This window comes from Acuticoccus mangrovi (assembly GCF_016411865.1).
Classification (GTDB): domain Bacteria; phylum Pseudomonadota; class Alphaproteobacteria; order Rhizobiales; family Amorphaceae; genus Acuticoccus; species Acuticoccus mangrovi.
In genome coordinates, this window is sequence record NZ_JAEKJA010000001.1 from 521,377 (window position 1) to 547,740 (window position 26,364).

The 26,364-nt window shown below is 68.6% G+C and carries 26 protein-coding genes; 16 read left to right on the forward strand and 10 right to left on the reverse strand.

Annotation, left to right across the window (positions count from 1 at the left end; genetic code table 11):
• Window positions 1-65: 65 nt before the first annotated feature.
• On the forward strand, window positions 66-1,337 hold the full coding sequence (locus JCR33_RS02360; RefSeq protein WP_232372071.1) for an NtaA/DmoA family FMN-dependent monooxygenase: 1,272 nt from the start codon (window positions 66-68) through the stop codon (window positions 1,335-1,337).
• A gap of 142 nt (window positions 1,338-1,479) precedes the next feature.
• Here JCR33_RS02360 and JCR33_RS02365 read toward each other — a convergent pair whose 3' ends face one another.
• The 6 genes from JCR33_RS02365 to JCR33_RS02390 all read right to left on the reverse strand — a co-directional run bounded on the left by JCR33_RS02365 (window position 1,480) and on the right by JCR33_RS02390 (window position 7,391).
• Complete coding sequence (locus tag JCR33_RS02365) at window positions 1,480-2,259, reverse strand: L-fucose dehydrogenase (protein ID WP_198880388.1); 780 nt, start codon at window positions 2,257-2,259, stop codon at window positions 1,480-1,482.
• A 52-nt stretch (window positions 2,260-2,311) separates the two neighbouring features.
• A complete protein-coding gene (locus JCR33_RS02370; RefSeq protein WP_198880389.1) occupies window positions 2,312-3,256 on the reverse strand; it encodes an ABC transporter substrate-binding protein in 945 nt (314 codons plus the stop codon).
• A gap of 48 nt (window positions 3,257-3,304) precedes the next feature.
• Complete coding sequence (locus tag JCR33_RS02375) at window positions 3,305-4,306, reverse strand: ABC transporter permease (RefSeq protein WP_198880390.1); 1,002 nt, start codon at window positions 4,304-4,306, stop codon at window positions 3,305-3,307.
• Window positions 4,303-5,841, reverse strand: a complete 1,539-nt coding sequence (locus tag JCR33_RS02380) for a sugar ABC transporter ATP-binding protein (protein ID WP_198880391.1) — start codon at window positions 5,839-5,841, stop codon at window positions 4,303-4,305. Before JCR33_RS02380 ends, JCR33_RS02375 begins: the two co-directional genes overlap by 4 nt.
• Complete coding sequence (locus JCR33_RS02385) at window positions 5,838-6,719, reverse strand: amidohydrolase family protein (RefSeq protein WP_198880392.1); 882 nt, start codon at window positions 6,717-6,719, stop codon at window positions 5,838-5,840. Before JCR33_RS02385 ends, JCR33_RS02380 begins: the two co-directional genes overlap by 4 nt.
• Window positions 6,720-6,884: 165 nt before the next feature.
• Window positions 6,885-7,391 (reverse strand): RbsD/FucU family protein, encoded by a 507-nt coding sequence (locus JCR33_RS02390; protein WP_332461100.1) that lies wholly within the window; start codon window positions 7,389-7,391, stop codon window positions 6,885-6,887.
• Window positions 7,392-7,562: 171 nt separating this feature from the next.
• Here JCR33_RS02390 and JCR33_RS02395 point away from each other — a divergent pair, with 171 nt between their 5' ends.
• Entirely contained in the window at window positions 7,563-8,600 is a 1,038-nt protein-coding gene (locus tag JCR33_RS02395) for a LysR family transcriptional regulator (protein WP_198880393.1), read from the forward strand.
• Here JCR33_RS02395 and argE read toward each other — a convergent pair.
• From argE to JCR33_RS02410, 3 genes are all read right to left on the reverse strand, one after another.
• Complete coding sequence (gene argE, locus JCR33_RS02400) at window positions 8,578-9,756, reverse strand: acetylornithine deacetylase (protein WP_198880394.1); 1,179 nt, start codon at window positions 9,754-9,756, stop codon at window positions 8,578-8,580. The two genes, JCR33_RS02395 and argE, sit on opposite strands and share 23 nt — an antisense overlap.
• On the reverse strand, window positions 9,753-10,937 hold the full coding sequence (locus tag JCR33_RS02405) for a M24 family metallopeptidase (protein ID WP_211110006.1): 1,185 nt from the start codon (window positions 10,935-10,937) through the stop codon (window positions 9,753-9,755). Before JCR33_RS02405 ends, argE begins: the two co-directional genes overlap by 4 nt.
• 98 nt (window positions 10,938-11,035) lie before the next feature.
• A complete protein-coding gene (locus JCR33_RS02410) occupies window positions 11,036-11,356 on the reverse strand; it encodes a hypothetical protein (RefSeq protein WP_198880395.1) in 321 nt (106 codons plus the stop codon).
• 166 nt (window positions 11,357-11,522) lie between these two features.
• On the opposite strand from JCR33_RS02410, the gene JCR33_RS02415 reads away from it, so the two are divergent.
• From JCR33_RS02415 to dhaK, 14 genes are all read left to right on the forward strand, one after another.
• Window positions 11,523-12,902, forward strand: coding sequence for an aminotransferase (locus JCR33_RS02415; protein ID WP_198880396.1), 1,380 nt, complete (start codon window positions 11,523-11,525; stop codon window positions 12,900-12,902).
• Window positions 12,903-13,112: 210 nt separating this feature from the next.
• Window positions 13,113-14,198, forward strand: a complete 1,086-nt coding sequence (locus JCR33_RS02420; RefSeq protein WP_198880397.1) for a GSCFA domain-containing protein — start codon at window positions 13,113-13,115, stop codon at window positions 14,196-14,198.
• A 421-nt stretch (window positions 14,199-14,619) separates the two neighbouring features.
• Complete coding sequence (locus tag JCR33_RS02425) at window positions 14,620-15,945, forward strand: ABC transporter substrate-binding protein (protein ID WP_408628747.1); 1,326 nt, start codon at window positions 14,620-14,622, stop codon at window positions 15,943-15,945.
• Window positions 15,946-16,019: 74 nt separating this feature from the next.
• Window positions 16,020-16,967 (forward strand): carbohydrate ABC transporter permease, encoded by a 948-nt coding sequence (locus JCR33_RS02430; RefSeq protein ID WP_198880399.1) that lies wholly within the window; start codon window positions 16,020-16,022, stop codon window positions 16,965-16,967.
• A complete protein-coding gene (locus tag JCR33_RS02435) occupies window positions 16,964-17,911 on the forward strand; it encodes a carbohydrate ABC transporter permease (protein ID WP_211110007.1) in 948 nt (315 codons plus the stop codon). The genes JCR33_RS02430 and JCR33_RS02435 overlap by 4 nt, the downstream gene beginning before the upstream one ends.
• The gene (locus JCR33_RS02440; RefSeq protein ID WP_198880569.1) at window positions 17,908-18,225 is read left to right on the forward strand and encodes a hypothetical protein; all 318 of its coding nucleotides are present in this window, start codon (window positions 17,908-17,910) and stop codon (window positions 18,223-18,225) included. Before JCR33_RS02435 ends, JCR33_RS02440 begins: the two co-directional genes overlap by 4 nt.
• Window positions 18,226-18,230: 5 nt before the next feature.
• Complete coding sequence (locus JCR33_RS02445; protein ID WP_198880400.1) at window positions 18,231-19,340, forward strand: ABC transporter ATP-binding protein; 1,110 nt, start codon at window positions 18,231-18,233, stop codon at window positions 19,338-19,340.
• Window positions 19,337-20,380, forward strand: a complete 1,044-nt coding sequence (locus JCR33_RS02450) for an ABC transporter ATP-binding protein (RefSeq protein ID WP_198880401.1) — start codon at window positions 19,337-19,339, stop codon at window positions 20,378-20,380. The genes JCR33_RS02445 and JCR33_RS02450 overlap by 4 nt, the downstream gene beginning before the upstream one ends.
• Window positions 20,380-21,015, forward strand: coding sequence for a dihydroxyacetone kinase subunit DhaL (gene dhaL / locus JCR33_RS02455; protein ID WP_198880402.1), 636 nt, complete (start codon window positions 20,380-20,382; stop codon window positions 21,013-21,015). Before JCR33_RS02450 ends, dhaL begins: the two co-directional genes overlap by 1 nt.
• Window positions 21,012-21,401: a dihydroxyacetone kinase phosphoryl donor subunit DhaM gene (gene dhaM / locus JCR33_RS02460; RefSeq protein ID WP_198880403.1), complete on the forward strand. Its 390-nt coding sequence runs from the start codon at window positions 21,012-21,014 to the stop codon at window positions 21,399-21,401. Before dhaL ends, dhaM begins: the two co-directional genes overlap by 4 nt.
• A complete protein-coding gene (locus JCR33_RS02465; RefSeq protein WP_198880404.1) occupies window positions 21,398-21,700 on the forward strand; it encodes an HPr family phosphocarrier protein in 303 nt (100 codons plus the stop codon). The genes dhaM and JCR33_RS02465 overlap by 4 nt, the downstream gene beginning before the upstream one ends.
• Window positions 21,693-23,315 (forward strand): phosphoenolpyruvate--protein phosphotransferase, encoded by a 1,623-nt coding sequence (ptsP, locus tag JCR33_RS02470; RefSeq protein ID WP_198880405.1) that lies wholly within the window; start codon window positions 21,693-21,695, stop codon window positions 23,313-23,315. The genes JCR33_RS02465 and ptsP overlap by 8 nt, the downstream gene beginning before the upstream one ends.
• Window positions 23,308-23,751 (forward strand): hypothetical protein, encoded by a 444-nt coding sequence (locus JCR33_RS02475; protein ID WP_198880406.1) that lies wholly within the window; start codon window positions 23,308-23,310, stop codon window positions 23,749-23,751. Before ptsP ends, JCR33_RS02475 begins: the two co-directional genes overlap by 8 nt.
• Window positions 23,748-24,734 (forward strand): dihydroxyacetone kinase subunit DhaK, encoded by a 987-nt coding sequence (gene dhaK, locus JCR33_RS02480; protein ID WP_198880407.1) that lies wholly within the window; start codon window positions 23,748-23,750, stop codon window positions 24,732-24,734. Before JCR33_RS02475 ends, dhaK begins: the two co-directional genes overlap by 4 nt.
• A gap of 175 nt (window positions 24,735-24,909) precedes the next feature.
• Here dhaK and JCR33_RS02485 read toward each other — a convergent pair whose 3' ends face one another.
• Window positions 24,910-26,094: an ATP-binding protein gene (locus JCR33_RS02485; RefSeq protein ID WP_198880408.1), complete on the reverse strand. Its 1,185-nt coding sequence runs from the start codon at window positions 26,092-26,094 to the stop codon at window positions 24,910-24,912.
• Window positions 26,095-26,364: the final 270 nt, after the last annotated feature.

Genomic DNA, 26,364 nt, shown 5'->3' on the forward strand with positions numbered 1-26,364 from the left:
AGACTTTGTTCGCCCTTGCGAAGTGGATGGCTCCCGTGCCCCGACAGATGCACCTCGTTGCTTACTTGAAAACCGGACCGACCGCGCTCGATAGCGGCGGTTGGCGCCATCCGGAGGCAACGCTCGACGACGTGCTCGATCCGGGACGCTACGAGCACATCGCCCGCGTCCTCGAAGCCGCCTGCTTCGACGGCTGCTTCTTCGCCGACCTGCAGGGCCTCTATGACATCCACAAGGGCGGCTTCGATACCTACGTCGAGCGGGGTGGGCAGATCTCCTACCTCGACCCGATGGTGGTGATGCCGGTGATGGCCCGGGCGACCCGCCATCTCGGCCTCGGCGCGACGCTCTCCACCACGCTGTTGCCGGCCTATCACCTCGCCCGCACCCTCCTGTCGCTCGACGTATTGTCCAAGGGGAGGGTGGCGTGGAACATCGTCACCTCGGCGACCGACCTCGAGGCGAAGAATTTCGGCCTCACCGCCCTGCCGCCGCGCGATCAGCGCTATGAGGTCGCCGACGAGGTGGTGGAGGCCTGCCTCAGGCTCTGGAAGAGCTGGGATCCCGACGCCTTCATCAAGGACAAGAAGGCCGGCGTCTACGCCGACCCCGCCAAGGTGCACTACGCCGATTATGAGGGGCGCTGGGTCAAGACGCGCGGTCCGCTGTCGATCCCCCAGAGCGCGCAGGGCCATCCCGTCCTGATGCAGGCGGGCGCCTCGGAGCGGGGTAAGGAGTTCGCTGCCCGCTGGGCGGAGGTGGTATTCTCCTCCCAGCGCTCGCGAGAGGACACCAAGGCCTTCTACGACGACCTCAAGGCGCGCGTCGCCGCGCGGGGGCGGCGGCCGGAGGATTGCGCGGTCCTCGCCCAGGCGACCTGCATCGTCGGCGAAACCGAGTCCATCGCCCGCGAGAAGGCCGACTACATCAACGCCCTCACGATGGAGGAGCTGCGCATCGCCTCGACCTCGAGCAACATCGGCGTCGACCTCAGCCGCTACGAGGACGGCCAGTCGTTGGCCGAACTTGCCGGCACGCAGGGCATGCAGGGGTCGATGGACGTGTTCGAGTCGCGCCGCCGCTCTCTCGGCGGCTCGGTGAAGGACACCGCCCGCTCGCTGCGCCCGAACCAATATGTGGGCACCGCCGAGAGCGTCGCCGATCAACTCGAGGATCTTTTCGTGTCGCAGGTGTGTGACGGCTTCATCGTGACGCCGGCCTACGCGCCCGGCTCGCACGAGACCTTCTGCCGGGCGGTCGTTCCTGAGCTCCAGCGGCGCGGCGTCTTCCGCCGCGCCTACTCCGGCACCACCCTGCGCGACCATCTGCGAGGCTAGCGCGCTTGCCGCTAAGGTTGGATCAACCTGAGCGAAGAGCAGTCGCGCCAGATCTGGAGAGCGAGCGCGTTCAGGAAAACTGGAGCCGGTCTTCCGCTCGGAACGCGCGCGGACAAGGAAGCGGGAGCGCCGCCGAAGCGCTCTATCCCGTCAGTGCCCGGTCGAGGTGGGTGTAGCCGCCGTCGACGAAGTGCCACTGGCCGGTGGTGTGGCCGGAGCGCGGCGACAAGAGAAAGAGCACCGCGTCGGCGATCTCCACCGCCTCGGTCATGCGCTGGCCGAGCGGGATCTTGGCGACGATCTCTGCAAGGCGCGCCTCCGGGTCGTCGAAGGTCTGCAGCCAGTTGGCGTAGAGCGGCGTCATCACCTCGGCCGGAATGACGGCGTTCACCCGCACCCCGTCCTTGGCGAGCGCGGCCGCCCACTCGCGCGTCAGCGAGAGCTGCGCCCCCTTCGCCGCGGTGTAGGCGGAGGTGTTGCCCTGACCGGTGATCGCGGTCTTGGAGGAGATGTTCACGATCGCCCCGCGCGCCGCCTTGAGATCGGGCACGGTGAGGTGGGCGAGGGTGTAGTAGTGGATGAGGTTGCGCTCCAGCGAGGCGCGGAACTCGTCCGGCCCGGCGTCGAGGCCGATGCTGTCGTTGACGCCGGCGTTGTTCACGAGCCCGTCGATGCGGCCGAACCGGGTGCGGATCTCGGCGACCGCCGCCCGGCAGGCTGCGTCGTCGGCAAGCTCCAGGGCGATGAAGTGGGTGTCGGGCGCCGCGGCCCTGATCGGCGCGATCACGTCGTCGGCGGGCGGGCGGCGAGCGAGGATGACGGGCACCGCGCCCTCCTCGGCGAGGCGCCGGCTGATCGCCGCGCCGATGCCCGAGCCGCCGCCGGTCACGATCACGATCTTGCCGGCAAGTCCAAGGTCCATCGTTGGTCTCCTCGCGGAAAGGGCAGGCGGGACGAGCCCGCCCGCCCACCGATCAGTCGTAGAGGACGGCGGCGATCTCGGGATCGTCGATGTTGGTCTTGTCGTACCAGTAGAAGCCGGTGTCGATCGTCTTGGGCACCGAGTCGCCGTTGGCGGCGGCGACGGCGGCCTTCACCGTCTCGTAGCCGATGCCGACGGGGTTCTGCGTGATGGCGCCCGCCATCGTGCCGTCGCGGATCGCCTCCTTCTGCTGCGTTCCCGAATCGTAGCCGATCACCACCACGCCCTCGCGGCCCATCTCCCGCACACCGTTGACGACGCCGACGGCCGAGCCCTCGTTGGTGCCGAAGATGCCGGCGAGATCGGGGTTCGCCTGAAGGATGGCCTTGGTGAGCTCGGTCGATTCCAGATGGTCGCCGCCGCCATATTGCACGGTGACGATCTCGATGTCGGGATACTCCGCCTCTATCCGCTTGACGAAGCCGTCGCGGCGGTCGATGCCGGTGCGGCTCGTCTGGTCGTGGGCGACGACGGCCACCTTGCCTTTGCCGTCGATCAGCTCTGCCATCTTGTCGGCCGCGAGCGCGGCGGCGGCGATGTTGTCGGTGGAGGCGGTGGCGACGGGGATGTCGCTGTCGACGCCCGAATCGAACGCGATCACCGGAATGCCCGCCTCCTGCGCCTGGCGCAGAAGCGGGATCGCGGCCTGACTGTCGAGGGCGGCGAAGCCGATGGCGTCGGGGTTTTTGGCGAGCGCCGCGGCCAGCATGTCGATCTGGCGGTCGACCATCGTCTCGTTGTCCGGCCCCTCGAAGGTCACCTCCACGCCGAGCTCTTCGGCGGCCTGGTCGGCGCCGGCCTTCACCGCCTGCCAGAATTGATGCTGAAAGCCTTTCGAGATGAGCGGGACGTAGACGTCCTGCGCGCTCGCGCCGTGCGGCGCGGCGAAGAGGGCGAGGGCGCCGGCGGCGCCGAAGAGAGTCCGTCTTGTGAGCATCGTTTCTCCCCAGTTCTTGTTGTTGCGTCGGTCCTGTCGGCCGTCGCTTCAGTTCGCCGTGCGCCGCCGCACCTGGTCGGCATAGACGGCGAGGATGATGATGGCGCCGGTCACCACCGTCTGCCACTCCTGGGCGACGGAGAGGATGCGCAGCCCGTTGGTGAGGACGGCCATGATGAGGGCGCCGATGAGCGTGCCGAGGATGGTGCCGCGTCCGCCCGACAGCGACGTGCCGCCGATCACCACCGCGGCGATCGCCTCGAGCTCGTAGCCGAGGCCGAGGGCGGGCTGGGCCGAGTTGAGGCGGGAGGCGATGAGGAGGCCGGCGATGCCGACGATGCCGCCGGCGAGGGCGTAGATCGCCATCTTCCAGGCGTCGGTGTTGACGCCGGAGAGGCGCACCGCCTCCTCGTTCGAGCCGAGCGCGAAGCAATAGCGGCCGAGGATCGTGCGGCCGAGAATGTAGGCGGTGCCGATCGCGACGAGGAACAGGATCATCACCCCGTTGGGGATCGGCAGGCCCGGGACGATCGAGCCGACGATCGAGCCGCGCGAGATGAGGTCGAAGCCCGGCGTGTCGTTGAAGTAGATCGGCCGCGTGCCGGAGATCACGAGGGCGAGACCTTTGAGGATCAGCATCATGCCGAGCGTGGCGATGAACGGCGGGATCTTCATCTTGGCGACGAAGGTGCCCGAGCAGAGGCCGCAGAAGGCGCCGGCGCCGATCGCGGCGAGGATGCCGAACGGCATCGGCAGGCCCCAGTAGGTGAGGACCACGCCGGCGATCACGGCGCAGAAGGTCATCATGGTGCCGACCGAGAGGTCGATGCCGCCGGTGATGATGACGAGCGTCACCGCCACCGCCAGCACCCCGTTGACCGACGTCGCCTGCAGGATGGCGATGATGTTCGACATCTGCATGAAGTTCGGCGAGGCGAGCGAGAAGCCGACGAGGAGGGCGACGAGGCTCGCGAAGGCGAGAAGGCGCTGGGTGGCACCGGCCGAGAACAGGCGGCCGAGCCCGGGGCGGGGCGCGTCGACGGCGCTCACGTGACCGCCTCCAGCGGCTCCGCCTCGGGCTGCATGGCGGCTTCGCGCATGGTCGCGAGGCGCATGATGTCCTCCTGGCTGGTGTCGGGGCCGCCCGGAAGGATGCCGGTGAGGCGGCCCTCGCACATGACGGCGATGCGGTGGGCGAGGCGCAGCACCTCGGGCAGCTCCGAGGAGATCACGATGACCGCCCGGCCCTGCGCGGCAAGGCTCTGGAGAAGCTTGTAGATCTCGCTCTTGGCGCCGACGTCGATGCCGCGGGTGGGCTCGTCGAAGATGAGAATGTCGCAGTCGCGCAGGAGCCACTTGGCGATGACGACCTTCTGCTGGTTGCCGCCGGAGAGGAAGCGCACCTCCTGCCGGTCCGACGGGGTGCGGATCGCGAGCTGGTCGATGAAGCGCCGGGCGACGTCGCGCATCGCCTTCTCGTCGAGCCGGCCGGTGCGGCTCGTGAAGCGCTCCATCGAGGCCATGGCGATGTTGGCCCGCACGTCCATCCCGAGGGCGAGGCCGAAATGCTTGCGGTCCTCCGAGAGGTAGCCGATCCCGGCGGCCACCGCGTCGGACGGGGAGGCGATGGCGACGGGACGCCCGTGCATGATGATCTCGCCGGCGTCCTTCGGATCGGCGCCGAAGATGGCGCGGGCGACCTCGGTGCGGCCGGCGCCCATCAGCCCGGCGAAGCCGAGGATCTCGCCCTTCCTGACGGTGAAGCTCACGTCGCAAATCTCGCGGCCGCGGCTGAGGCCCTTCACCTCGAGCGCCGTCTCGGCAGCGGCAAGGTCGGGGATCCTCACCGCCTCCTCGCTGAGGGCGCGGCCCACCATCATCGCGATGATCTCGCCGACCGGCGTCGCGGCGGCCTCGACGGTGCCGACATATTCACCGTCGCGCATCACCGTCACGCGGTCGGCGATGCGCTTCAGCTCGTCCATCTTGTGGCTGATGTAGACGACGCCGACGCCCTTCGCCTTCAGCCGGCGGATGACGATGAAGAGCTCCTCGATCTCCTTGTCGTTCAGCGCGGCGGTGGGCTCGTCCATGACGAGGACGCGGCTCTCGTAGGACAGCGCCTTGGCGATCTCCACCATCTGCTGCTTGGCGATGGTGAGGCGGCCGACATTCGCCCGCGGATCGAGGTTGAGGTTCATCGCGGCGAAGATCGCCTCGGCGTTGCGATTGAGGGCGCCGTCGTCGAGCCGGCCGAAGCGGCGGCGCGGCTCGCGGCCGATGAAGATGTTCTGCGCCACGGTGAGATCGTTCATCAGGGAGAGCTCCTGATGGATGATGCCGATGCCTTCGTCCTGCGCGGCACGCGGGCTCGCAAGCTCCACCTCTCGCCCGTCGACGCGGATGGTGCCACCGTCCTTCTGGTAGATCCCCGACAGGATCTTCATCAGCGTCGACTTGCCGGCGCCGTTCTCGCCCATCAGGGCGTGCACCTCGCCGCGCTCCAGCACGAAGTCGACCGCCTTCAGCGCGTGCACGCCGGGGAAGCGCTTGTCGATCCCGCGCATCTCCACGATGGGGCTCATAGGGTCTCCTCCGTTAAACCGTAGAAGCGGCGCGCGGTGCCGCCGAGGATTGCGGCGCGGCTGGCCTCGTCGAGCGGCTTCAGAAGGGTATCGGTGAGCGCCACCCACTCGGCGTGGGACGCGGCGAGGGTGAGGACGGGCCAATCCGAGCCCCACATCAGCCGTTCCGGGCCGAACCAGTCCAACAGGCGGTCGAGCACCGGCCGCAGCGTGGCGAGCGCCGCCTTCGGGCTCGCGCGCTGCTCCGGTGCCATCTCGGTCAGGAGGCCGGAGAGCTTGCAGAAGGCCCCGGTGTCGGCGGCAAGGCGCGCCATCCCTTCGCGCCACATGACGTGGCGGGGATCGTCGGCGTCTGCGCGGAGGGCCGGCTTGGCGGCGTGGTCGATCACCACGGCGATGTCCGGCCACCGGCCGAGCGCGTCGTAGAGCGGCGCGAGATGGCGCGGCATCACCAGCGCGTCGAAGCGCAGACCATGGGCGGAAAGCCGGGCGAGGGCGTCGGCCCGAGGGCGGGCGGCGATCCAGTCGTCCTCCTCGAGGTCCTGGAGCATCGGGCGGACGCCCTTGAAGGCCGGATCGGCGGCGAAGCGGTCGATGTCGGCCACCGCGGAGGGGTCGGCGAGGTCGACCCAGCCGACGACCCCCTCGATCTCATGGTGGCGCTGCGCGAGCCCCAGGAGATAGGCCGTCTCCGCCGTCGACGGGGCGGCCTGCACGGCGACGAGGCTGCCGATGCCGGCGGCGGCGGCGAGGGGGGCCATCTCGGCGGGGGCGACGTCGCGGCGGATGGGGTCGAGCGCCGGCACGGCGGCGTCGAGCCAGCCATAGTCGCCCCGGTCGAGGCGCCAGAAGTGGCAGTGGGCGTCGACGCGCCTCATCGCGCCCGCTGCGACGATGGCGGGACGGGGACGAGCTTGGGCGCGTGACCTGCGGTCATGGCCGGGCGATCCTCCAATCTGGCCTCTCCGGGCCATTCTCGAGGGAGAGCCTAGGCTGCACCCCGTCCGCCTGGCAACGGGTGATCGCTGCGCCGGGACCTGCCGTCAGCCGTCCGGCGGCACCACGCCCTTCTTCAGGATGAAGTTGCCGTAGAGGCGTCGCTCGCTGGTCTGGAGCACGGCGAAGGCCGTGCGGGCGGCGTCGTAGAAGTCGAACCGCTCCACCGCCTCCACGCTTCCGCCCTCCGCTTCGATCAGCGGCAGCGCCGCGGCGACGATCGGCGGGACGGCGGCCGGGTCGTCCACCACCTGCATGGTGGTGACGGGCTTCGGCACGAAGCTGTCGAGCGGCAGCACCGAGAGGATCGCCCGCAACGCCTCGACGGCGTCCGCGTCGGTGCGCAGCTCACGCCCGAGCACGGTGTCGATCGCCACGGAGGCTGCGGGAAAGTTGGCGTCCGCCACCACGATGGTGTCGCCGTGGCCCATCGCGGCGAGGGTGTGGAGGAGGTCGGGGGAGAGGAGGGGGTCGAGACCCTTCAGCATCGTTTGGCCTTCCGTCGGCCCTACGCCGACGCGGGCGATGATGACGAAGCGGGCGGAGGTGCTCAAGGGCCCGACCCCTTGCCGCGCAAGAGCCTTCGCATTGTCGCCGAGCAATAATTTTTTCTTATGCCAGGAAACCATTCAGCGGCTTCGTCCGTACCTATTCCCGTACTGGTCGCTCCCGAGGTCGTCGAGGTCTGCGCGGACGGCGAGGCAACGTCAGCCGAAGCGGCGGCCATGGCCGCTCCGGCGCTGACGCCATCAGCCGACGTCCTGCCGGACGCCAAGGGGAGAGATATGGAGCTGCGCGATCTCAGGGCCTTCGTGACCATCGCAAGGGTCGGCACGCTGTCGGGGGCGGCACGCGAACTCGACGTCACCCAGCCGGCGCTGAGCGCGCTGGTGCGGCGGCTCGAGGAGGCGATGGGGGTGAAGGTCGTGCGGCGCCAGTCCCGCGGCATCGCGCTGACGGACGAGGGATGGCTGCTGCTCGACTGGGCCCATACGATCCTGCACGACGTCGAGGCGGCGACCGAAGCGGTCCGGGGCTCGGGCGGCGCCGAGGCGGGAACGGTACACATCGGCTTGCCGCCGGCCGTCTGCGCCGGGCTGGTGCCGCCCTTCTTCGAGCGCCTCGGCCGATGCGCGCCGGGCATCGAGGTTCATCTCAGCGAGAGCCTGGGAACCCGCCTCGCCGAGGAGCTGCAGCTCGGCCGCCTCGACGTCGCGATCCTCTTCGACGTGCAGCCGATGCCGGGTCTCCACGTCGAGCCGATCCTCATCGAGGAGCCGCATCTCGTCGTCGCGTCCGACCATCAGGTGGCGACGCGGCGCATCGTCGGCCTCGCCGAACTCGCCGAGATGGCGCTGGTGCTGCCGAGCGCCGACCAGCTCCTCGGCCGGCTCGTTGAGGGGGCCGCGGCCTCGCGCGGCATCTTGCTGGCGCCGGCCCACCGCATCGATTCGCTGTCGGCGACCGTGGCGCTCGCCAAGGCGGGCTACGCCACCATCCTGCCGGCCTTCGCGGTGCGCGAGGAGATCGCGGCCGGCCTCTTGAGCGCGGTGCGGATCGTCGATCCCGTGCTGGAGTGGACGCCGCATCTCGCCATGCGGCGCGACCTTGCCAACCCGCGCGGCGCGATGGTCGTCGGGCGCCTCCTGGTCGAGACCGCTCTCGCGCTGGTGCGGGACGGGGCATGGGAGGGGCGCGCTCACGCCCGCTACCGACCCCCGTCGGACCCTGCGCAACCGGTCAACGACGCTCCGGCTGTGTGAGCACGCCCTCAAGGGCGGCGAGGAGCCGCAGCGCCTCGCGGAGCTGATCGGCGCTGAGAAACTCGTTCGGTTTGTGCGCCTCGCTGATCGAACCCGGACCGCACACCACCACGTCGAGGCCGAGCGCCTGGAAGAGGCCGGCCTCCGTGCCGAACGCGACCGTGTCGGCCCCGTTCGCCCCGGTGAGGTGGGCGAGGAGATCACGCGCGGCGTTCTCCTCCATCGGCACGAGCCCCGGAACCTCGCCTAGGATTTCAGTCTCGATCGTCGCCTCGGGGTGCAGTCGGCGCATCTCGGGAAGGAGCACGTCGGCGCAATAGGCCGCGAGCTCGCCCTTGACGAAGGTCGCATCGGCGGCCGTCACCGGGCGCATCTCCCACTCCACCTCGCAGTGCCGCGCGATGACGTTGCGCGCCGTTCCCCCGTCGATGCGGCCCACCTGCACCGTCGACCATGGCGGCTCGAACGGCGAGGCGGACGGCGCCCGCTGCACCAAAGGCTCGCGCAGGGCGAGGAGCCGAGCGGCGAAGCGGATCGCATATTCGACGGCGTTCACCCCCCTATCGGGGTTCGAGCCGTGACCCTCGAGGCCGGTGAAGCGCGTGGTGTAGTCGTGACAGCCCTTGTGGCCCTCGATCACCCGCATGGAGGTCGGCTCGCCGACGATCGCCATGGCCGGCCTCAGGGGCGCGTCGGCGAGGTGGCCCGCGAGCGCCCGCGCGCCGAGGCAGCCGACCTCCTCGTCGTAGGTGAAGGCGAAGTGCACCGGCCGGACGAGCGGCATCGCGGCGAAGCGGGGCGCCATCGCGAGGGCCGCGGCGACGAAGCCCTTCATGTCGCACGTGCCGCGCCCGTAGAAGCGCCCGTCGGCCTCGCGCAAGGCGAAGGGGTCGCTGTCCCACTCCGCGCCGTCGGCCGGCACCACGTCGGTGTGGCCGGACAGGACGATGCCGCCGTCGACCTCCGGTCCGAGGGTGGCGAAGAGGTTGGCCTTGGCCCCGTCGGCGCTCGCGAGCACCTCCACCCGCGCGCCGGCCGCGTTCAGAAGCCTCGCCGCATGATCGATCAGGGCGCGGTTCGACGCCGCCGATATGGTGGGAAAGCCCACGAGGTCGGCGAGGATCTCGACCGACGCCTCGAACGGCAGCGGGCTCATTCCTTGACGAACAGCCGGCGGGGGCGGTCGCACAGGCACTCGGCCGGCCCGTCCGGCGTGATGAGGATGCTCTCGGTGATCTCGAGCCCCCAGTCCTTCATCCACAGGCCGGGCATGAAGTGGAAGGTCATGCCGGGCTCGAGCACGGTGGTGTCCTCGAAGCGGATCGAGATGGTCCGCTCACCCCAGTCGGGCGGGTAGGAGAGGCCGATCGGGTAGCCGGCACGGGCGGCCCGGTCGATGCCGGCCTTCTCCAGCGGCCCGGCGAGGGCGCGGGCGACGTCGCAGGCCATGTTGCCGGCGCGGGCGGCGTCGAGACCGGCCTCGAGCCCCTCCACCAGCGCGCCCTCGGCGCGGCGGATCTCATCGGGCGGCGTGCCGAGATAGACCGTGCGGCAGAAGGGAGCGTGGTAGCGCCGATAGCAGCCGGCGATCTCGAAGAAGGTGGCGGCCCCCTTCTCGAAAGTGCGCCCGTCCCAGGTGAGGTGGGGCGCGGCGGCGTCCGAACCGCTCGGCAGCAGCGGCACGATGGCGGGATAGTCGCCCCAGTCCTCATCGAGGCCGCGGATCGCCTTGCCGTAGATCTCGGCCACGATGTCGGACTTCTTCACCCCCGGCTCCACGCGGGCGGCGATGTGGTCCACGATCGCCTCGGAGATCCGGGCGGCCTTGCGCATGAAGACCAGCTCCTCCTCGCTCTTCACCGCCCGCTGCCAGTTCACGAGGGCGGTGGCGTCGGCGAGGATCGCGTCGGGCAGCTCGCTCTGGAGGACCAGGAAGGCCTTGGCGGAGAAGTAGTAGTTCTCGAGCTCCAGTCCGATGCGCTTGGCGCCGTAGCCGCGATCGCGGATCATCGCGGCGAGCATTTCCATCGGATGGCAGGTGCGCGATTGCACGAAGTGGTCCGGATAGTGGGCGACGTGGGCGTCGTCCATCCAACAGGTGCGCACGGCGCCGTTGGCGTCCTGCCCGCGGCCCCACCAGATCGGGTCGACGTCGTGGAACACGAGGACGCCCTGGTGCACGTAGAAGGACCAGCCGTCGTAGCCCGTGAGCCAGGCCATGTTGGAGGGGTCTTCGATGAAGAGGAGGTCGAGATCGGCCGCCGCCATGGCGGCACGGACCTTGGCGAGGCGCCGCTGGTACTCGGCGGCGGAGAAGGGCGTGTGCGTGGCCGGCAACGAGGGCTTCCGTGGCTGGATGGCGGACGGGAGGGTGGCGTTCTCGCGACCTTCGCCCCCCAATCCGTCGCGGGCAAGCCCTCGCCGGGCGTCCGCCGCTAGATGAGGAAGCCGAAGCCGTCCGTCTCCGGAGCGAGCAGGATCCCGTCCGTCCCGTCCTGATAGCCGTCGCGAACGGAAGGGTCTTCGAGGATCGCCGGGCGGCTCTCGGCATCCGGGTCGCGCAGATAGGGGGACGAGGCGTCGTAGGGGGCGCCGCCTCGGCTGTCGGCGAACTGCCACAAGTCGTCCGTCGCCGTGTAGCCGGCGCCGCCGTCGGGGCCGAAGAACGCGGCGTCGGCGTCGAGGTCGGCCTTGACCTTCCACAGATCGTCGGTGGCGGTGTAGCCGGAGGGGGTGGGGGCGAGACGGTTTGCCATGAGGCGCTCTCCGTGTTGGCGTCGGTCGCCCCCGAACAACGCTGCGCGCCGCGGTCTATTCCCTGCGGCGAGGGCCCTTTTGCGAAAGGATTGACATCGCGCCGGGCGCGGCCGGAGGCTGTGGCGCAGATTTCCTCCCTCGACCCCGCACCTTGGAAAGGCCGCCATGGACACGCCCTTGACCAACGATCTTCTCGATGCCTGGGACCGGGAGAGCTTCCTCCATCCGTCGACCGCCTGGGGCCAGCACGCGCGCGGCGAGACGCCGACGCGCATCGTCGCCGGCGGTGATGGCGCCCACATCGAGGACCGCGACGGCAACCGTCTGCTCGACGCCTTTGCCGGCCTCTACTGCGTGAATGTCGGTTACGGGCGCACCGAGATCGCCGACGCGATCGCCGAACAGGCCCACAAGCTCGCCTACTACCACGCCTATGTCGGCCACGGGACCGAGGCCTCGATCACCCTCGCGCACATGATCCTGGAGCGGGCGCCCGCTCACATGGGCAAGGTCTATTTCGGCCTCGGCGGGTCGGACGCCAACGAGACCAACGTGAAGCTCGTCTGGTACTACAACAACGTGCTGGGACGGCCGGAGAAGAAGAAGATCGTCTCCCGCTGGCGCGGCTACCACGGCTCCGGCCTGATGACGGGGTCGCTGACGGGCCTCGCGCTGTTCCACCGCCAGTTCGACCTGCCGCTCGAACGCATCCTCCACACCACCGCGCCACACTATCTGCGCCGCGCCGACAGGACGATGAGCGAAGCCGACTTCGTGGCCGCGTGCGCCGCCGACCTCGAGGCGCTGATCGCCCGCGAGGGCGCCGACACCATCGCCGCCTTCGTCGCCGAGCCGGTGCTTGGCACCGGCGGCATCGTGCCGCCGCCCGCGGGCTATTGGGAGGCGATCGCGCCGATCCTGAAACGGCACGACATCCTCCTCGTCGCCGACGAGGTGGTGACGGGCTTCGGCCGCCTCGGCTCGATGTTCGGATCGACCCACTACGGCCTCGAGCCCGACCTCATGACCATCGCCAAGGGGCTGACCTCGGCCTACGCGCCGCTGTCGGGCTCGATCGTCTCGAAGCGGATGGCCGCGGTGCTCGAGAAGGGCACCGACGAGTTCGGTCCCATCGGCCATGGCTGGACCTATTCGGCCCATCCGCTGTGCGCGGCGGCGGGCGTCGCCAACCTGAAGCTCATCGACGAGCTGGGTCTCGTGGAGAATGCCCGCACCGTCGGCACCCACCTCGTCGCGGGTCTGAAGGATGCGCTCGGCCATCACCCCCATGTGGGCGAGGTGCGCGGGGAGGGGATGCTCGCGGCGGTGGAGTTCATGGAGGATCCGGCGGCGGGCGCCTTCTTCCCGGCGGAGCGCAAGGTGGGGGCGAAGGTCGCCGCCGCCCTCGGCTCGCGCGGGGTGATCGGCCGGGCGATGCCCGAGGGCGACATTCTGGGGTTCGCCCCGCCGCTCTGCCTCACCCATGAGGAAGCCGACACCATCGTCGCGGCAACGACCGCCGCGGTGAACGAAGTGCTCGGCTAAAGGCGGCGGAGCGCGGTGCGTCGCCGGGGAGGACTGAAGGCGGGAGGACCGACGGCGGGTTGGAGGCTTCGGGCGTCCGTGCGATGATCCCCGTCGCCCGGCGTCCCGACAGCGGTGGTCGGAGCAATCAGGTGTTGCGGGCGGCGAGTAGCTACGGGAAGCAACCAGTGGTAGCGTCGCCACTCGGTGACGCGACGAGGTGAGACGGTGGTGCGGATCCCTTTTGCCTACAGTGTGAAGCGGCTCGTTCAGACGGGGACCGAGGAGGACGCCGTCGCCACGGCGTCGGCAGACGAGCGCGACCGGGCGCAGCGCCAGGGCGTGCGCGGCCTCGACGCGCTCAAGACCGCGCTCGCCAACCGCTATCGCAAATATCCGGGGCGGGACGACGCGCGGTGCCGTGGGTCGATGCTGATGCCGCACGTGACGCCGTCCTTCCGGCTCGAGAAGTCGGGGGCGATCTTCACCATCGGCTCCTGCTTCGCGCGCAACATCGAGGAGCCGCTAGTGGCGGCCGGCTACCGCGTGCCGACGGCCGAGTTCGACGGCTCGATGTACGAGGACATCGGCCGCAAGAACCGCATCCTCAACCAGTACAGCCCCGCCACCATGGCCCAGGTGGTGGCCGAGGCGTTGAAGGAGGAGGATGCCGTCGATCTCGAGGCGGCGCTGATCCCGGCGAAGACCGAGGGGCACGTCCACGACCCGCTCTATTCGATCGGCGTCCACACGCTGCCGCGGGCGGCCGCCATCGAGCGGCGGCGCAAGATCCGCGCCCTCTATCGCAACGGGCTTGCCGAGGCGCGCTACGTCTTGATCACGCTGGGCCTCGTCGAGACCTGGTACGACACTGAGGCGGGGCTCTACCTGAATCAGGCGCCGCCCAACCACGTCCTGCGGGCGGACGACGTGGGGCGCTACCGCTTCGTGCGTCTCAGCGCCGGCACCTGCCGCAGGATGCTGCGCCAGCTGCTCGTCGACCTCGACCGGGCGGGCGAGAAGAAGAAGGTGGTGCTGACGGTGTCGCCGGTGCCGATCATGGCGACCTTCGCCGACATGGACCCGGTGACGGCCAACCAATATTCCAAGGCCGTGCTGCGCGTGGCGGCGGAGGCGATCGTCAGCGCCACGGCCGACGTCGACTACTTCCCGAGCTACGAGGCGGTGACCTCGATGGGGCTGTCCGCCTTCGGCGAGGACAACCTGCACGTACGACCCAAGATTGTGGAAGAGGTCACCCGCCACATGCTGGAGCTCTATGGCGAGGGCGACGTACCCCTCGCCGGCGCCGCCTGAGCCAGGACCGGCCGAACCGACCTCAGAGGCGCTGAACCGACCCCTCTCGTCCGTGGCGTCGGCAACCGCCGCGCGTGGCGAGGCGTGATACCGCCCAAGGCGAGCCGCCGCACGTCCCACCCATCTCACGACATCGTTGCGCGACCGGTTCGGGCGCTCCTCGCGCCGCCGAGCGGCCGCCGAGGCACCGTCGCGCCGGCGCAACGACGTTGCGCTTGACACCTTCGGAAAGTTCAGTTCCACTCAACTTTGGTCGCGATAAGTTTAGTTCGTTCCGCATCGGCGGAGCGCGGCCGCCATAACGACCCGCAGGCGCCCTCGGGGCTGTCGCACCACCGGCCGGACGGTCGGGGCCAATGCGGGCAGGGGACAGAAACGCTCGGCCGACCCGCTGGTGGTCCGCCATAGCCCGAAGGAGGGGTTGCCCATGAAAGCCGTGGGATTTGCCGCGATTGCTGCGGCCTTGTGCGCCGGAACCGCCCTGCCGGCCATCGCGCAGGACAAGGAGATCACGCTGTGCTGGGCCGCCTGGGACCCGGCCAACGCGCTGGTGGAGCTGTCGAAGGACTTCACCGCCCAATCCGGCGTCAAGATGAACTTCGAGTTCGTGCCGTGGACGAGCTTTGCCGACCGGATGCTCAACGAACTGAACTCGGGCGGCAAGCTGTGCGACCTGATGATCGGCGACAGCCAGTGGATCGGCGGCGGCGCCACCTACGGCCACTACGTCAAGCTAAACGACTTCTTCGACGCCGAAGGCATCTCGATGGATGACTTCCTGCCCGCCGCCGTGGACGCCTACTCGGCCTGGCCGAAGGGCAGCGACAACTACTACGCGCTGCCGGCGATGGGCGACGCCGTGGGCTGGGTCTACCGCAAGGACTGGTTCGAGAAGCCGGAGATCCAGGCCGCGTTCAAGGAGGAATATGGCCGCGATCTCGCCCCGCCGAAGACGTGGGACGAGCTCCTCGAGGTCGGCAAGTTCTTCCAGGGCCGCGAGATCGACGGCGAGACGCGCTACGGCGCGGCGATCTACACCGAGCGCGGCTCGGAAGGCATCACCATGGGCGTGACCAACGCGCTCTACCCCTACGGCTTCAAGTACGAGAACGAGCCGGGCAGCTACGACATGGAAGGGGCGGTGAACTCGCCCGAGGCGGTGAAGGGGCTCGAGGTCTACAAGGCGCTCTACGAGTGCTGCACCCCGCCGGGCCACTCCGACGCCTACATGACCGAGGATCTCGACGCCTATAAGTCGGGCCAGACGGCGCTGCAGATGAACTTCTTCGCCTTCTTCCCCGGCATCGCCAAGGACCCCGAGGTGGGCGGCGAGACGAGCGGCTTCTTCGTGAACCCCTCGGCCAACCAAGCCGCTTCGGTGCTCGGCGGGCAGGGCATCTCCGTCGTCGCCTATTCCGACAACAAGCCCGAGGCGCTCGAGTACATCAAGTGGTTCGCCCAGCCCGAGGTGCAGCAGAAGTGGTGGGCGCTCGGCGGCTACGCCGTGCACAACGCGGTGGTGGAGGATCCGAACTTCCCCGAATCCACCCCCTTCGCCGCCCAGTTCCTGGAAGCGATGAGCAACGTGAAGGACTTCTGGCAGGAGCCGATCTACGCCGAGCTCCTGCAGGCGATGCAGAAGCGCGTCCACGACTACGTGGTGGCCGACCAGGGCACCGCCCAGGAGGCGCTCGACAAGCTGATCGAGGACTGGACGATCTCCTTCGAGGACGACGGCAAGCTCTGAGCCGCCCGGCACGGCCGGCGCCGTGGCGCGCCGGCCGGCGTTTGACGAACTCACACTCCTGATTGGGAAGAGGCATGGCCCAGAACGCGGAACAGGGGCTCGCCGTACCGGGTGCGGGCGGGCTGAGGGGAGGATTGCGCCGTGCGCGGGGCCTCTCCGACCGGGCGATCACCGTTCTCTTCATCGCCCCGTCGGTGCTGCTGCTCCTCGCGATCAACATCTTCCCGTTGATCTGGACGGTGTATCTCTCCTTCACCAACTATCGGGCCAACCAGCCGGGCCGCGAGATCAAGTGGATCGGCACGCGCAACTACGAACGCCTCCTCGGCAGCGAGGACGTCTGGGGCTACCTGCAGGCGACGGCCAACTTCGTGGTGTGGACGATGCTGATCCAGGTGCTCCTGGGGCTCGGCCTCGCCCTTCTCATCAACCGCAACTTCCGCGGCGCCCCTTTCTGGACCACCATCATCCTCATTCCGATGATGCTGTCGCCGGCGGTGGTGGGCACCTTCTGGACCTATCTCTACCAGCCGCAGACGGGCATTTTCTCCTACATCATCAATATGTTCGCCAGCGTCGGGCCGATCGACATGATCGGCTCGGTGCACCTCGCCCCCTGGGCGATCGTGATCGTCGACACCTGGATGTGGACGCCCTACATCATGCTCCTCTGCCTCGCCGGGCTGCGCTCCATCCCGGACTATCTCTACGAGGCGGCGGAGGTCGACCGGGCGAACGCGCTGCAGACCTTCTGGTACATCACGCTGCCGCGCATTCTGCCCTTCCTGATGCTCGCAGTGCTGTTCCGCGGCATCGAGAACTTCAAGATGTTCGACATGGTGGTGGAGCTGACCTCCGGCGGGCCGGGGTCCACCACCGAGCTCGCCTCCATCAACCTGAAGCGCGAGGCGTTCGAGAAGTGGCGGACGGGCTTCGCCTCCGCCTTCGCGGTGATCCTCTTCGTGACCGTGTTCGGTCTCGGCAACATCTACGTCAAAGCCTTGAACCGGGTGAAGCAATGAGCGTCGCCGCCTATTCCGTGGGGGAGGCGAGCCCCCGCCAGAAGCTCCTCGCCGGGGTGCTGGTGGTCGCCTACGCGCTCGTCACCATGATCCCGCTGGTGTGGATCGTGCTGACGGGGTTCAAGTCGCCGCCCGCCTCGATCTCCTATCCGCCGCAGGTGCTGTTCGAGCCGACCCTCGAAGGCTACGTGAACCTCTTCACCACGCGCTCGCGGCAGACGCCGGAATATATCGAGAGCCTCGGGCCGGCCGAGACCTGGTACGACGCGCTGGTGCGCGAGCGGAACATGGTGATCACCGGCAAGTCGCGCTTTGCCGGGCGCTACATGAACTCGGTGATCATCGGCTTCGGCTCCACCTTCCTCGCCGTCTTCCTCGGCACGCTCGCCGCCTACGCCTTCTCCCGCTTCAAGGTGCCGCTGAAGGACGACCTGATGTTCTTCATCCTGTCGACCCGGATGATGCCGCCGGTCGCCGTCGCGATCCCGATCTATCTGATGTATCGCGAGCTGGGGCTCTCCGATACGCACCTCGGCATGATCCTCCTCTATACGGCGGTCAATCTGTCGCTCTCGGTCTGGCTTCTCAAAGGCTTCGTCGACGAGATCCCGCGCGAATACGAGGAGGCGGCGGTGGTCGACGGCTACACCCGCTTCCAGGCCTTCGTGAAGGTGGTGCTGCCGCAGATGCGGGCCGGCATCGCGGCGACGGCGATCTTCTGCCTGATCTTCGCCTGGAACGAATACGCCTTCGCCTTGCTCCTGACGTCGGGAACGGCGCAGACGGCACCGCCCTTCATTCCGATCATCATCGGCGAGGGTGGGCTCGACTGGCCGGCCGTCGCCGCCGGGACCACGCTGTTCTTGGTGCCGGTGGTGGTCTTCACCGTGCTCCTGCGCAAGCAGCTGCTGCGGGGCATTACCTTCGGAGCGGTGCGCCGATGACCCCCGAGCCCTACTCCCCCAAGCCCTATTCCAAGGACGAGATGCTGACGCCGGACGAGCGGGCCGTGGAGGCGACGTTGCCCGACCCGCCGCACGCCGCGGCCGACGAGCGGCCGCTGGTGCGCTACCGCATTCCCCCCGAAGCGCGGCGGATGTTCGCGCGCGGGCCGTGGGAGAATCTCGCGACCCTCGTCATCGCGGTGGGAGTGGTGATGCTGATGCAGCCGCTCTCCTTCTTCCTCTACGGCTGGTCGTTTGCGGTGATCCTCACGGGCACCGTCGGCTTCGTCGTCGCGAGCCATCTGCCGGAGTAGAGAGCATGGCCGAGATCAGGATCGAAGCGCTGACGAAGAGCTTCGGCGACTTCACCGCCGTGGCGGGATCGAACTTCACCATCCGCGACGGCGAGTTCTTCGTGATGCTGGGCCCCTCGGGCTGCGGCAAGACCACCACCTTGCGCATGATCGCGGGGCTCGAGATGCCGACCTCGGGGCGCATCCTGCTCGACGGGGAGGACGTGACGTTCAACCGCGCCTCGCAGCGCGACATCGCCTTCGTGTTCCAGCTCTTCGCGCTCTACCCGCACATGAACGTGCGGCAGAACATCTCCTTTCCGCTCCGTGTGCAGGGCGTTTCACGGCGCGAGGTGCGCGCGCGCACCGAGGAGGTCGCGAAGATGCTGGAGATTGACAACCTCCTGTCGCGTCGCGTCTCGGGGCTCGCGGCGGGCGACCGGCAGAGGGTGGCGTTGGGTCGCGCCATCGTTCGCCGCGCCAAGGCGTTTCTGATGGACGAGCCGTTGGGCGCGCTCGACGCTGAGTTCCGCGACCGCATGTGCGAGGAGCTGCGCCTGCTGCACGACCGGATCGGGGCGACCACCGTCTACGTGACGCACGACCAGATCGAGGCGATGGCGATGGCGGACCGCATCTGCGTGATGAACAAGGGCGAGGTGCTGCAGATCGGCGTGCCGATGGAGGTCTACGAGCGGCCGGCGACGCGCTTCGTGGCCGGCTTCATCGGCAGTCCGTCGATGAACTTCCTGCCCGCCCAAGGCGGTTTCCAGGCCGGCGCCACGGCGATCCGCGTCAACGGGGCGAGCCTTGCGATGCCGCAGGCGCGCGAGGGGCTCGCCGCGACCGACGCGGTGCTCGGCGCACGGCCGGAGCACATCACCATCGCCGACGAGGGGCCGCTGCGCGGGCGTGTGTTCGCGGTGGAATATATGGGCGCCCGCCAGCTCGTGACCGTGGACACCGACGCCGGCCGGCTGCGCGTGCGTGCCCCCAACACCGTGCGGGCGAAGACCGGCGAGACCGTGGGGCTCACGTTCGATGCGGAGCGGCTCGTGGTGTTCGATCCCGTCAGCGACCGGGCGGTGCGAAGCGCGCTCTTCGAGGGCGACGTGGTGGCGGAGGAGCGGGCATGATCAAGGCGTCGCTCACGAGCGCCACCAAGCGGTTCGGCGAGACGGTCGCGGTCGACGGCGTCTCGCTCGAGGTCGAGGACGGCGAGTTCGTGGTGCTTCTCGGCCCGACGGGAGCGGGCAAGACCACCACGCTGCGCCTCTTCGCGGGGCTTGAGACGCCCGATAAGGGGCGCGTGACGATCGCCGGTAGCGACGTCACGCGGCTCGGCCCGGCCGAGCGGGACGTGGCGTTCGTCTTCCAGCAATATTCGCTCTATCCGCATCTCACCGTGTTCGAGAATCTCGCCTTTCCCTTGAAGGCGCCGGGGCGGCGGGTGTCGGCGGCGCAGATCCGCAAGCGCGTCGAAGAGATCGCCGAGCTGCTGCGCATCGCCCCCAAGCTCAAGAACCGCGTGACGGCGCTGTCGGGCGGCGAGATGCAGCGCGTCTCCATCGGCCGGGCGCTGGTGCGCGAACCCAACCTCTTCCTGATGGACGAGCCGCTGTCCTCGCTCGACGCCAAGCTGCGCGAGGACCTGCGGCTGGAGCTGAAGCGCATCCAGCGCGACCTCGGGGCGACCATCGTCTACGTGACCCACGATCAGCTCGAAGCGATGACGCTGGCGGACCGCATCGGCGTCCTCGCCGAAGGTCGGCTGGTGCAGATCGACACGCCGCGGGTGGTCTACGAGCGGCCGGCCAACATCTATGCGGCGCAGCGCCTCGGGAGCCCGCAGATCAACCTCGTCGCGCCGACGGCGCTCGCCGTAGGCGAGGTTCCGGGCGGGGCGGCGCAGGTGGGGGTGCGGCCGGAGGACGTGGTGGTGGCGCCTCGCGAGGGTACCAACGGCGTCGCCAACGCTCCACCCAAGGGCGTGCCGGGCGAGATCCTCACTGTGGAGCATTTCGGGGTTGAGACCATTGCCCTTATCGACATCGGCGGTCGGCAGGTGCATGCGCTCCTCGGGCCCCGCACGACACTGACGCAGGGCATGCCCGTGGCCGCCTCGGTGCGCCCCGGTGCGGCCCTCTATTTCGACGCGACGGGAGCGCGGCTTTGATGACCACAGAACCCTCCGAGGTGGCGAGCGGCGACGCGCTCGTCACGGCGCTGATCGGGGCGGTGCACGACACGATCCTCGCCCACCGCGACGAGCTGTGCGACCTCGACCGGGCGATCGGCGACGCCGACCACGGCCACAACATGGCGCGCGGCTTCGAGGCCGTCGCCGCCGCCTCCGACGAGATCGCGGCGCTCCCCTTCGGCAAGGCGCTCCAGAAGATCGGCACCACGCTGGTGATGAAGGTGGGCGGGGCGTCGGGCCCCCTCTACGGCTCGGCGCTGATGGCGGCGGGGAAGGCGGGCGAGGACGCGCCGACCTCGCTCGTCGAGGTGGTGGCGCGGCTCGAGGCGGCGGTCGACGCGGTGAAGCAGCGCGGCAAGTCCGACGTCGGCGCGAAGACGATGCTCGACGTGCTGGTGCCCGTCACCGAGGCGCTGAAGGCGGGGCCGGCCGATCCCCTCGCCACGGCCCGCGGCACGGCGGCCGAGGCGCTGGAGGCGACGCGGCCGATGGTCGCCACCAAGGGGCGCGCGGCCTTCCTCGGCGAGCGCTCGGCGGGTCATCTCGATCCCGGCGCGCGCTCCTCCGAGCTCATCATCGACGCGGTCTGCGACGTGGTGGAGGGACGATGAGCGACAATGTGGCGATCGTGATCGTGTCCCACTCGCGCGACGTGGCGAAGGGGGCGGCGGACATGGTCCACCAGATGGTGGGCGAGGAGGTGAGGGTCGCCTACGCCGGCGGGACCGAGGACGGCGGACTCGGCACGGATGTTGCCGCCATCATGGCGGCCATCGAGACGGTGTGGACCGAGAAGGGGGTGGCCGTGCTCGTCGATCTCGGCGGTGCGGAGACCAACTCTGAGATGGCCATCGAGATGTTGCCGGACGGGAAGGGGGAGAAGGTTCAGATCCTCGACGCGCCGGTGGTGGAAGGGGCGGTGATGGCCGCCACCGAGGCGGCGGGAGGCTCCTCGCTCGCCGAGGTGCGGGCGACCGCGGAGGATTTCGGATCATGACGGACCCCATCACGCACGACGCGGCCGACTGGGTGGCGGGCGATGCCGTCATCCTGGACCCGACGGGGCTGCACGCCCGGCCGGCGGTGAAGCTCACCAAGCTCGCGAAGACCTTCGCCGCCGCCGTCGAGGTCCGCGCCGACGGCGACGAGCGGTGGGTGAACGCCAAGTCGCCCAACTCGGTGATGAAGATGAAGGCCGCCCACGGCGTGCCGCTCCACATCCGCGCCAACGGCGACGACGCCGCCGACGCCGTCGCGGCGCTGGTGGCGCTGGTGGAGCGCAATTTCGATGTCTGACATCGCCCCGCGCATCCTCTCCGGCGTGCCCGTGTGCGGAGGGATCGCCATCGGGCCGATCCACCGCCTCGGGAGCGCCGAGGTGGGGGCGCGTCAGGCGACGGGCGATCCCGAAGCCGAGCTCGCCGCCTTCGCGGCCGCCCTTTCCGCCGCGAAGGCGGCGTTGGAGCAGCTTCTCGAGAGCGAGGACGAGCTCGCCGGGGAGATCCTGGAGTTCCAGGCGATCCTTCTGGAGGATCCCGACCTCATCGAGCCGATGGAGGCGACGATCAGGGCCGGCACCGCCGCCGACGCCGCCTGGGCGGAGGCGATGGACGCGGAGATCAGGGCCTATCGGGAAAGCGGCGAGGCGGTGCTGTCGGCGCGCGCCGACGATCTCGCCGACCTGAAGCGGCGGGTGCTGAGGGCGCTGTCGGGCGAGGCGGAGGAGGGCGCGGAGGTACCCGGCGGGGCGATCGTCGTCGCCGGCGAGCTGACGCCGTCCGCCTTCCTGGCGCTCGATCTCGGACGTGTCGCGGGCGTCGCGACGGTGGGCGGGAGCCCGACGAGCCACGTCTCGATCCTGGCGCGGGCGCGGGGGGTGAACCTCGTAGTCGGGATCGCCGGAGCCGACGGGCTCGAGGAGGGCGTCGCCGCGATCCTCGACGCCGGGGCCGGCACGCTTGAGGTGGCGCCGGGCGTCGCGCGCCTCGCCGACGCCGAGACGGCGCGTGCCGAGGGCGCGAGCCGGCGGGAGGCCGCCGAACGCCACGCCCGTGAGCCCGCCGAGACCGCCGACGGGGTGGCGGTGAAGGTGCTCGTCAACATCGACGACCCCGCCATCCTGGAGACGCTGGACCCCGCGATCTGCGACGGGGTGGGGCTGACCCGCACGGAGTTTCTGTTCAAGGATGGGTCGCCGGACGAGGCGGCCCAGCTCGACTTCTACCGGCGGCTGATCGCGTGGGCCGATGGGCGGGCGGTGACGATCCGCACCCTCGACGCCGGCGGCGACAAGCCGATCCCCGGCATCACCATCGACGGCGAGGCCAACCCCTTCCTCGGAGTGCGCGGGGTGCGGCTGTCGCTCGCGCGGCCGGACGTCTTCCGCACGCAGCTGCGGGCGCTGGCGCGGGCAGCGGCCGACGCCCCGGTGCCGCTCAAGGTGATGGTGCCGATGGTGACGGTGCCCGCCGAGCTCGAGGCGGCGCGGGCGATCCTCGCCGAGGAGGTGGCCCGGCTCGAAGGGGAGGGGATCCCTTGTGCGATGCCGATCCTCGGGACGATGATCGAGGTGCCGGCGGCGGCGCTGACGGCGGCCGACTTCGACGCCGGCTTCTATTCGATCGGCTCCAACGACCTCGTGCAGTACGTGACGGCGAGCGCGCGCGACAATTCCGCGGTGGCCGCGCTCGCCGACCCGCTCAACCCGGCCGTGCTCGAGCTGATCGCCCGGACCGTGGCGGCGGGAGCCGCGGGCGGCGTGGAGGTGAGCCTTTGCGGCGACATGGCCTCATCGCCGCGGCTCGCCGGCACGCTGCTGAAGGCGGGGCTCAGGGTGTTCAGCGCGGCCCCCGCCGAGGTGGCGGCGGTGAAGGCGGCGATCCGCGAGGCGCGGACGGGCGCCGATGGATGACGAGGTGAGCCGGCTCGACCCGGTGGCGCGCTACAAGCTTCTCTTGAAGGCGGCCATCGAGCGGCGCCCGTCGGGCACGCGCCAGAAGCTCGCCGAGGCGATCGGCACCCACAAGAGCTTCATCAGCCAGGTCACCAACCCCTCCTATCGCGTGCCGCTGCCGGCGCAGCACATTCCGACGCTCTTTCGGGTGTGCCATTTCGGCCCGGAGGAGAAGCGCCGCTTTCTCGATGCCTACGCCGAGGCCCATCCCGGGCAGGCGGGTGCGATCGAGGAGCTGTCGCGCATCGATGCCGACGTGCTGCGCATTCCGATGCCGCATTTCGACGACCCCACCACGCGCCGCGAGGTGGAGGAGCTGATCCGCGAGTTCGCCGAGCGGGTGATCGCCCTCGCGCTGCGCGGTCAGACGGACCCTGGGAGGAGCCAATCATGAAGAAACTGATGAACAGTCCCGACACTCTCCTCACCGAGAGCCTGCGCGGGTTCAGCGCGGCGCATTCGGGTCTCGTGACGGTGCGCCTCGACCCGATGTTCGTCACGCGTGCCGACGCGCCGCGCAAGGGCAAGGTGGCGCTAGTCTCGGGCGGCGGCTCCGGCCACGAGCCGATGCATGCGGGTTTCGTGGGCATGGGAATGCTGGACGCGGCCTGTCCGGGCCAGGTGTTCACCTCGCCGACACCGGACCAGATCGTCGCCGCCATCGAGGCGGTGGACGGCGGTGCCGGCGTGCTCCTCATCGTGAAGAACTACGCCGGCGACGTGATGAACTTCGAGATGGCCGCCGAGATCGCCGAGGGGGCGGTGGAGACGGTGCTCACCAACGACGACGTGGCGGTGGAGGCTTCGACCCACAGCCAGGGGCGGCGCGGTGTGGCGGCGACGGTGATCGTGGAGAAGATCGTCGGCGCCGCGGCCGAGCGGGGCGACGATCTCGCCGCCCTCAAGGCGCTCGGCGAGGCCGTCAACGCGGGGTCGGGCACGATGGGCGTCGCGCTCACGAGCTGCACGGTGCCGGCGGTCGGTCGCCCCACCTTCGATCTCGCCGAGGACGAGATGGAGATGGGCATCGGCATCCACGGCGAGCCCGGCCGCCGCCGCGTGGCGATGATGACGGCCGACGCGATCGCCAAGGAGATCGTCGGCGCCGTGGTCGAGGACGTGAAGCTCGCCAAGGGCGAGGAGGTGCTGCTTCTCGTCAACGGCATGGGCGGCACTCCGCTCCTGGAGCTCTACGGCCTCTACGATGCGGCGCTGCGCACCTGCGGCGACCACGGGGTGGCCGTCGCCCGCTCGCTGGTGGGCAACTACTGCACGTCCCTCGACATGGCGGGGGCGTCGATCACCCTCACCCGGCTCGACGGGGAGAAGGCGGCGCTGTGGGATGCGCCCGTCCACACCGCGGCGATGCGTTGGTGATCGCCTCTTGATGGTGATCAAAGCGGCCCGGCCCGCGGCCCGCTAGCCCGAAGGATCTCTGAGGGAGGGCGGGCGATGGGACGTCGCATTTGTGCCATTTGCGGTCGTAGCCGCGACTGATCAGTCGTGCCTTAAGCGGACATCCGGCCCTTCAAAAACGACGGTTTTTGAGGGGCTAAGGCCGCGCTCCTGCGCTTCGATTGGTTCGCCTTAAAAAATCATCGAAGAGCGGAACTGTAAAATCTACATCACCGAAACTCGGGCTGTAGATCATCCCTTTCTTGATTATGCTTGCGCGTCTTGGTCCAAGAGCTCGTTGATCTTTTCCAAGCTTTATGGCCACGTCACTTACGCCATACGGACCGCGTCCGAGGTTGGCCATAGCATGAACGTAATCCACTTCGGCCTTGGTAAGACGTTCGAACCTCACTTTGAAAAACCCGTTATCAAGTCGACGAAGGGCATGCTCCGTTGCTCGATTAACATCGTCCACTCCAATAGGGCTCAGCTCCGAAACATTCCAAGCATGATGCCCCCACTCTTGGAGAAAGAATGGGTACCCAGAAGTCCTATCCAGTATTATATCCAACGCTTCTGGGGTAATATCCACCCCCTTACTGCTCAGTGGTTTTATTAAAGCGTTACTTGCATCATTGCGCTCAAGCGCATCAATTTTTGGAAAGATGAAAAGACGCTCTGCATAGGATTTTGCGTCACCCGATAATTTTGCAATTTGAGGCAACCCGCCCGCAAATACCATCACTGGGAGATTGCGCTGGGCCATACGATGGACGGCGACAATGACAGCAGCTAACTCAAAATCCTCAAGGTACTGCACCTCATCTATTAGAAGTACCCACCCACGCTCTGCCTTCAGAGCTGCTTGGCCGATAGCTTCAAATAGATCAGATAAATCGAGTTCGAGGTCCCCGCTATCAGCGGTTCCAGGATCAGGATCGACGCCGAGCTCGACATCGCCCCAACTTATCTTGAATGCAGATGCAAACCCTCTCAAGGCACGCATAGCAGAGAGAGCTTGATGCTTGGCGGCTTCCGTGGTCGATAGTTTCCGCAACGTTTGGCGGATATGGGGATACAGCTGCTCAGCGAGCGCCTTGTTCTCAGGTGCCTCAACAAACGATGTTAAGTGCCCCGCCTGCTGAGCGGATTCCCGTATCTCGTTTAGAAGGACAGTCTTACCTGTCCCCCGCAACCCCAGCAGGATTTGGGATTGTGCGCTGCGCCGCTCTATTGAGCGCCGCAGCGCAATCTTCGCGTCGCCGATCACGGCTTCCCGGCCTGCAAGTTCGGGTGGCCTTGACCCAGCACCTGGCGCAAACGGGTTCTCGAATGGGTCCATCCGGCTTCTTCGTAGCTCCTGCGTCAGCTATCAAAAACTAAGGGGGACTATCCTCTATAGGTTAGCCCTTGTTAGCAATATGAAGTTTTTGATATCCTCGCCTGTAACCTCTCAAAAACGAACGTTTTCGGCACCTGGTGGGGCCCCTACCAAGACCGCCTCCCCCGTTTGGGATACCCCCTCTCAAATCTATCTCGAGAAACCCGCTCGCGAAACGGCGGCACTCGGCGAGTTTTGAGAGGCGGCGGCTAGCCTCGACGGATGTCCGCT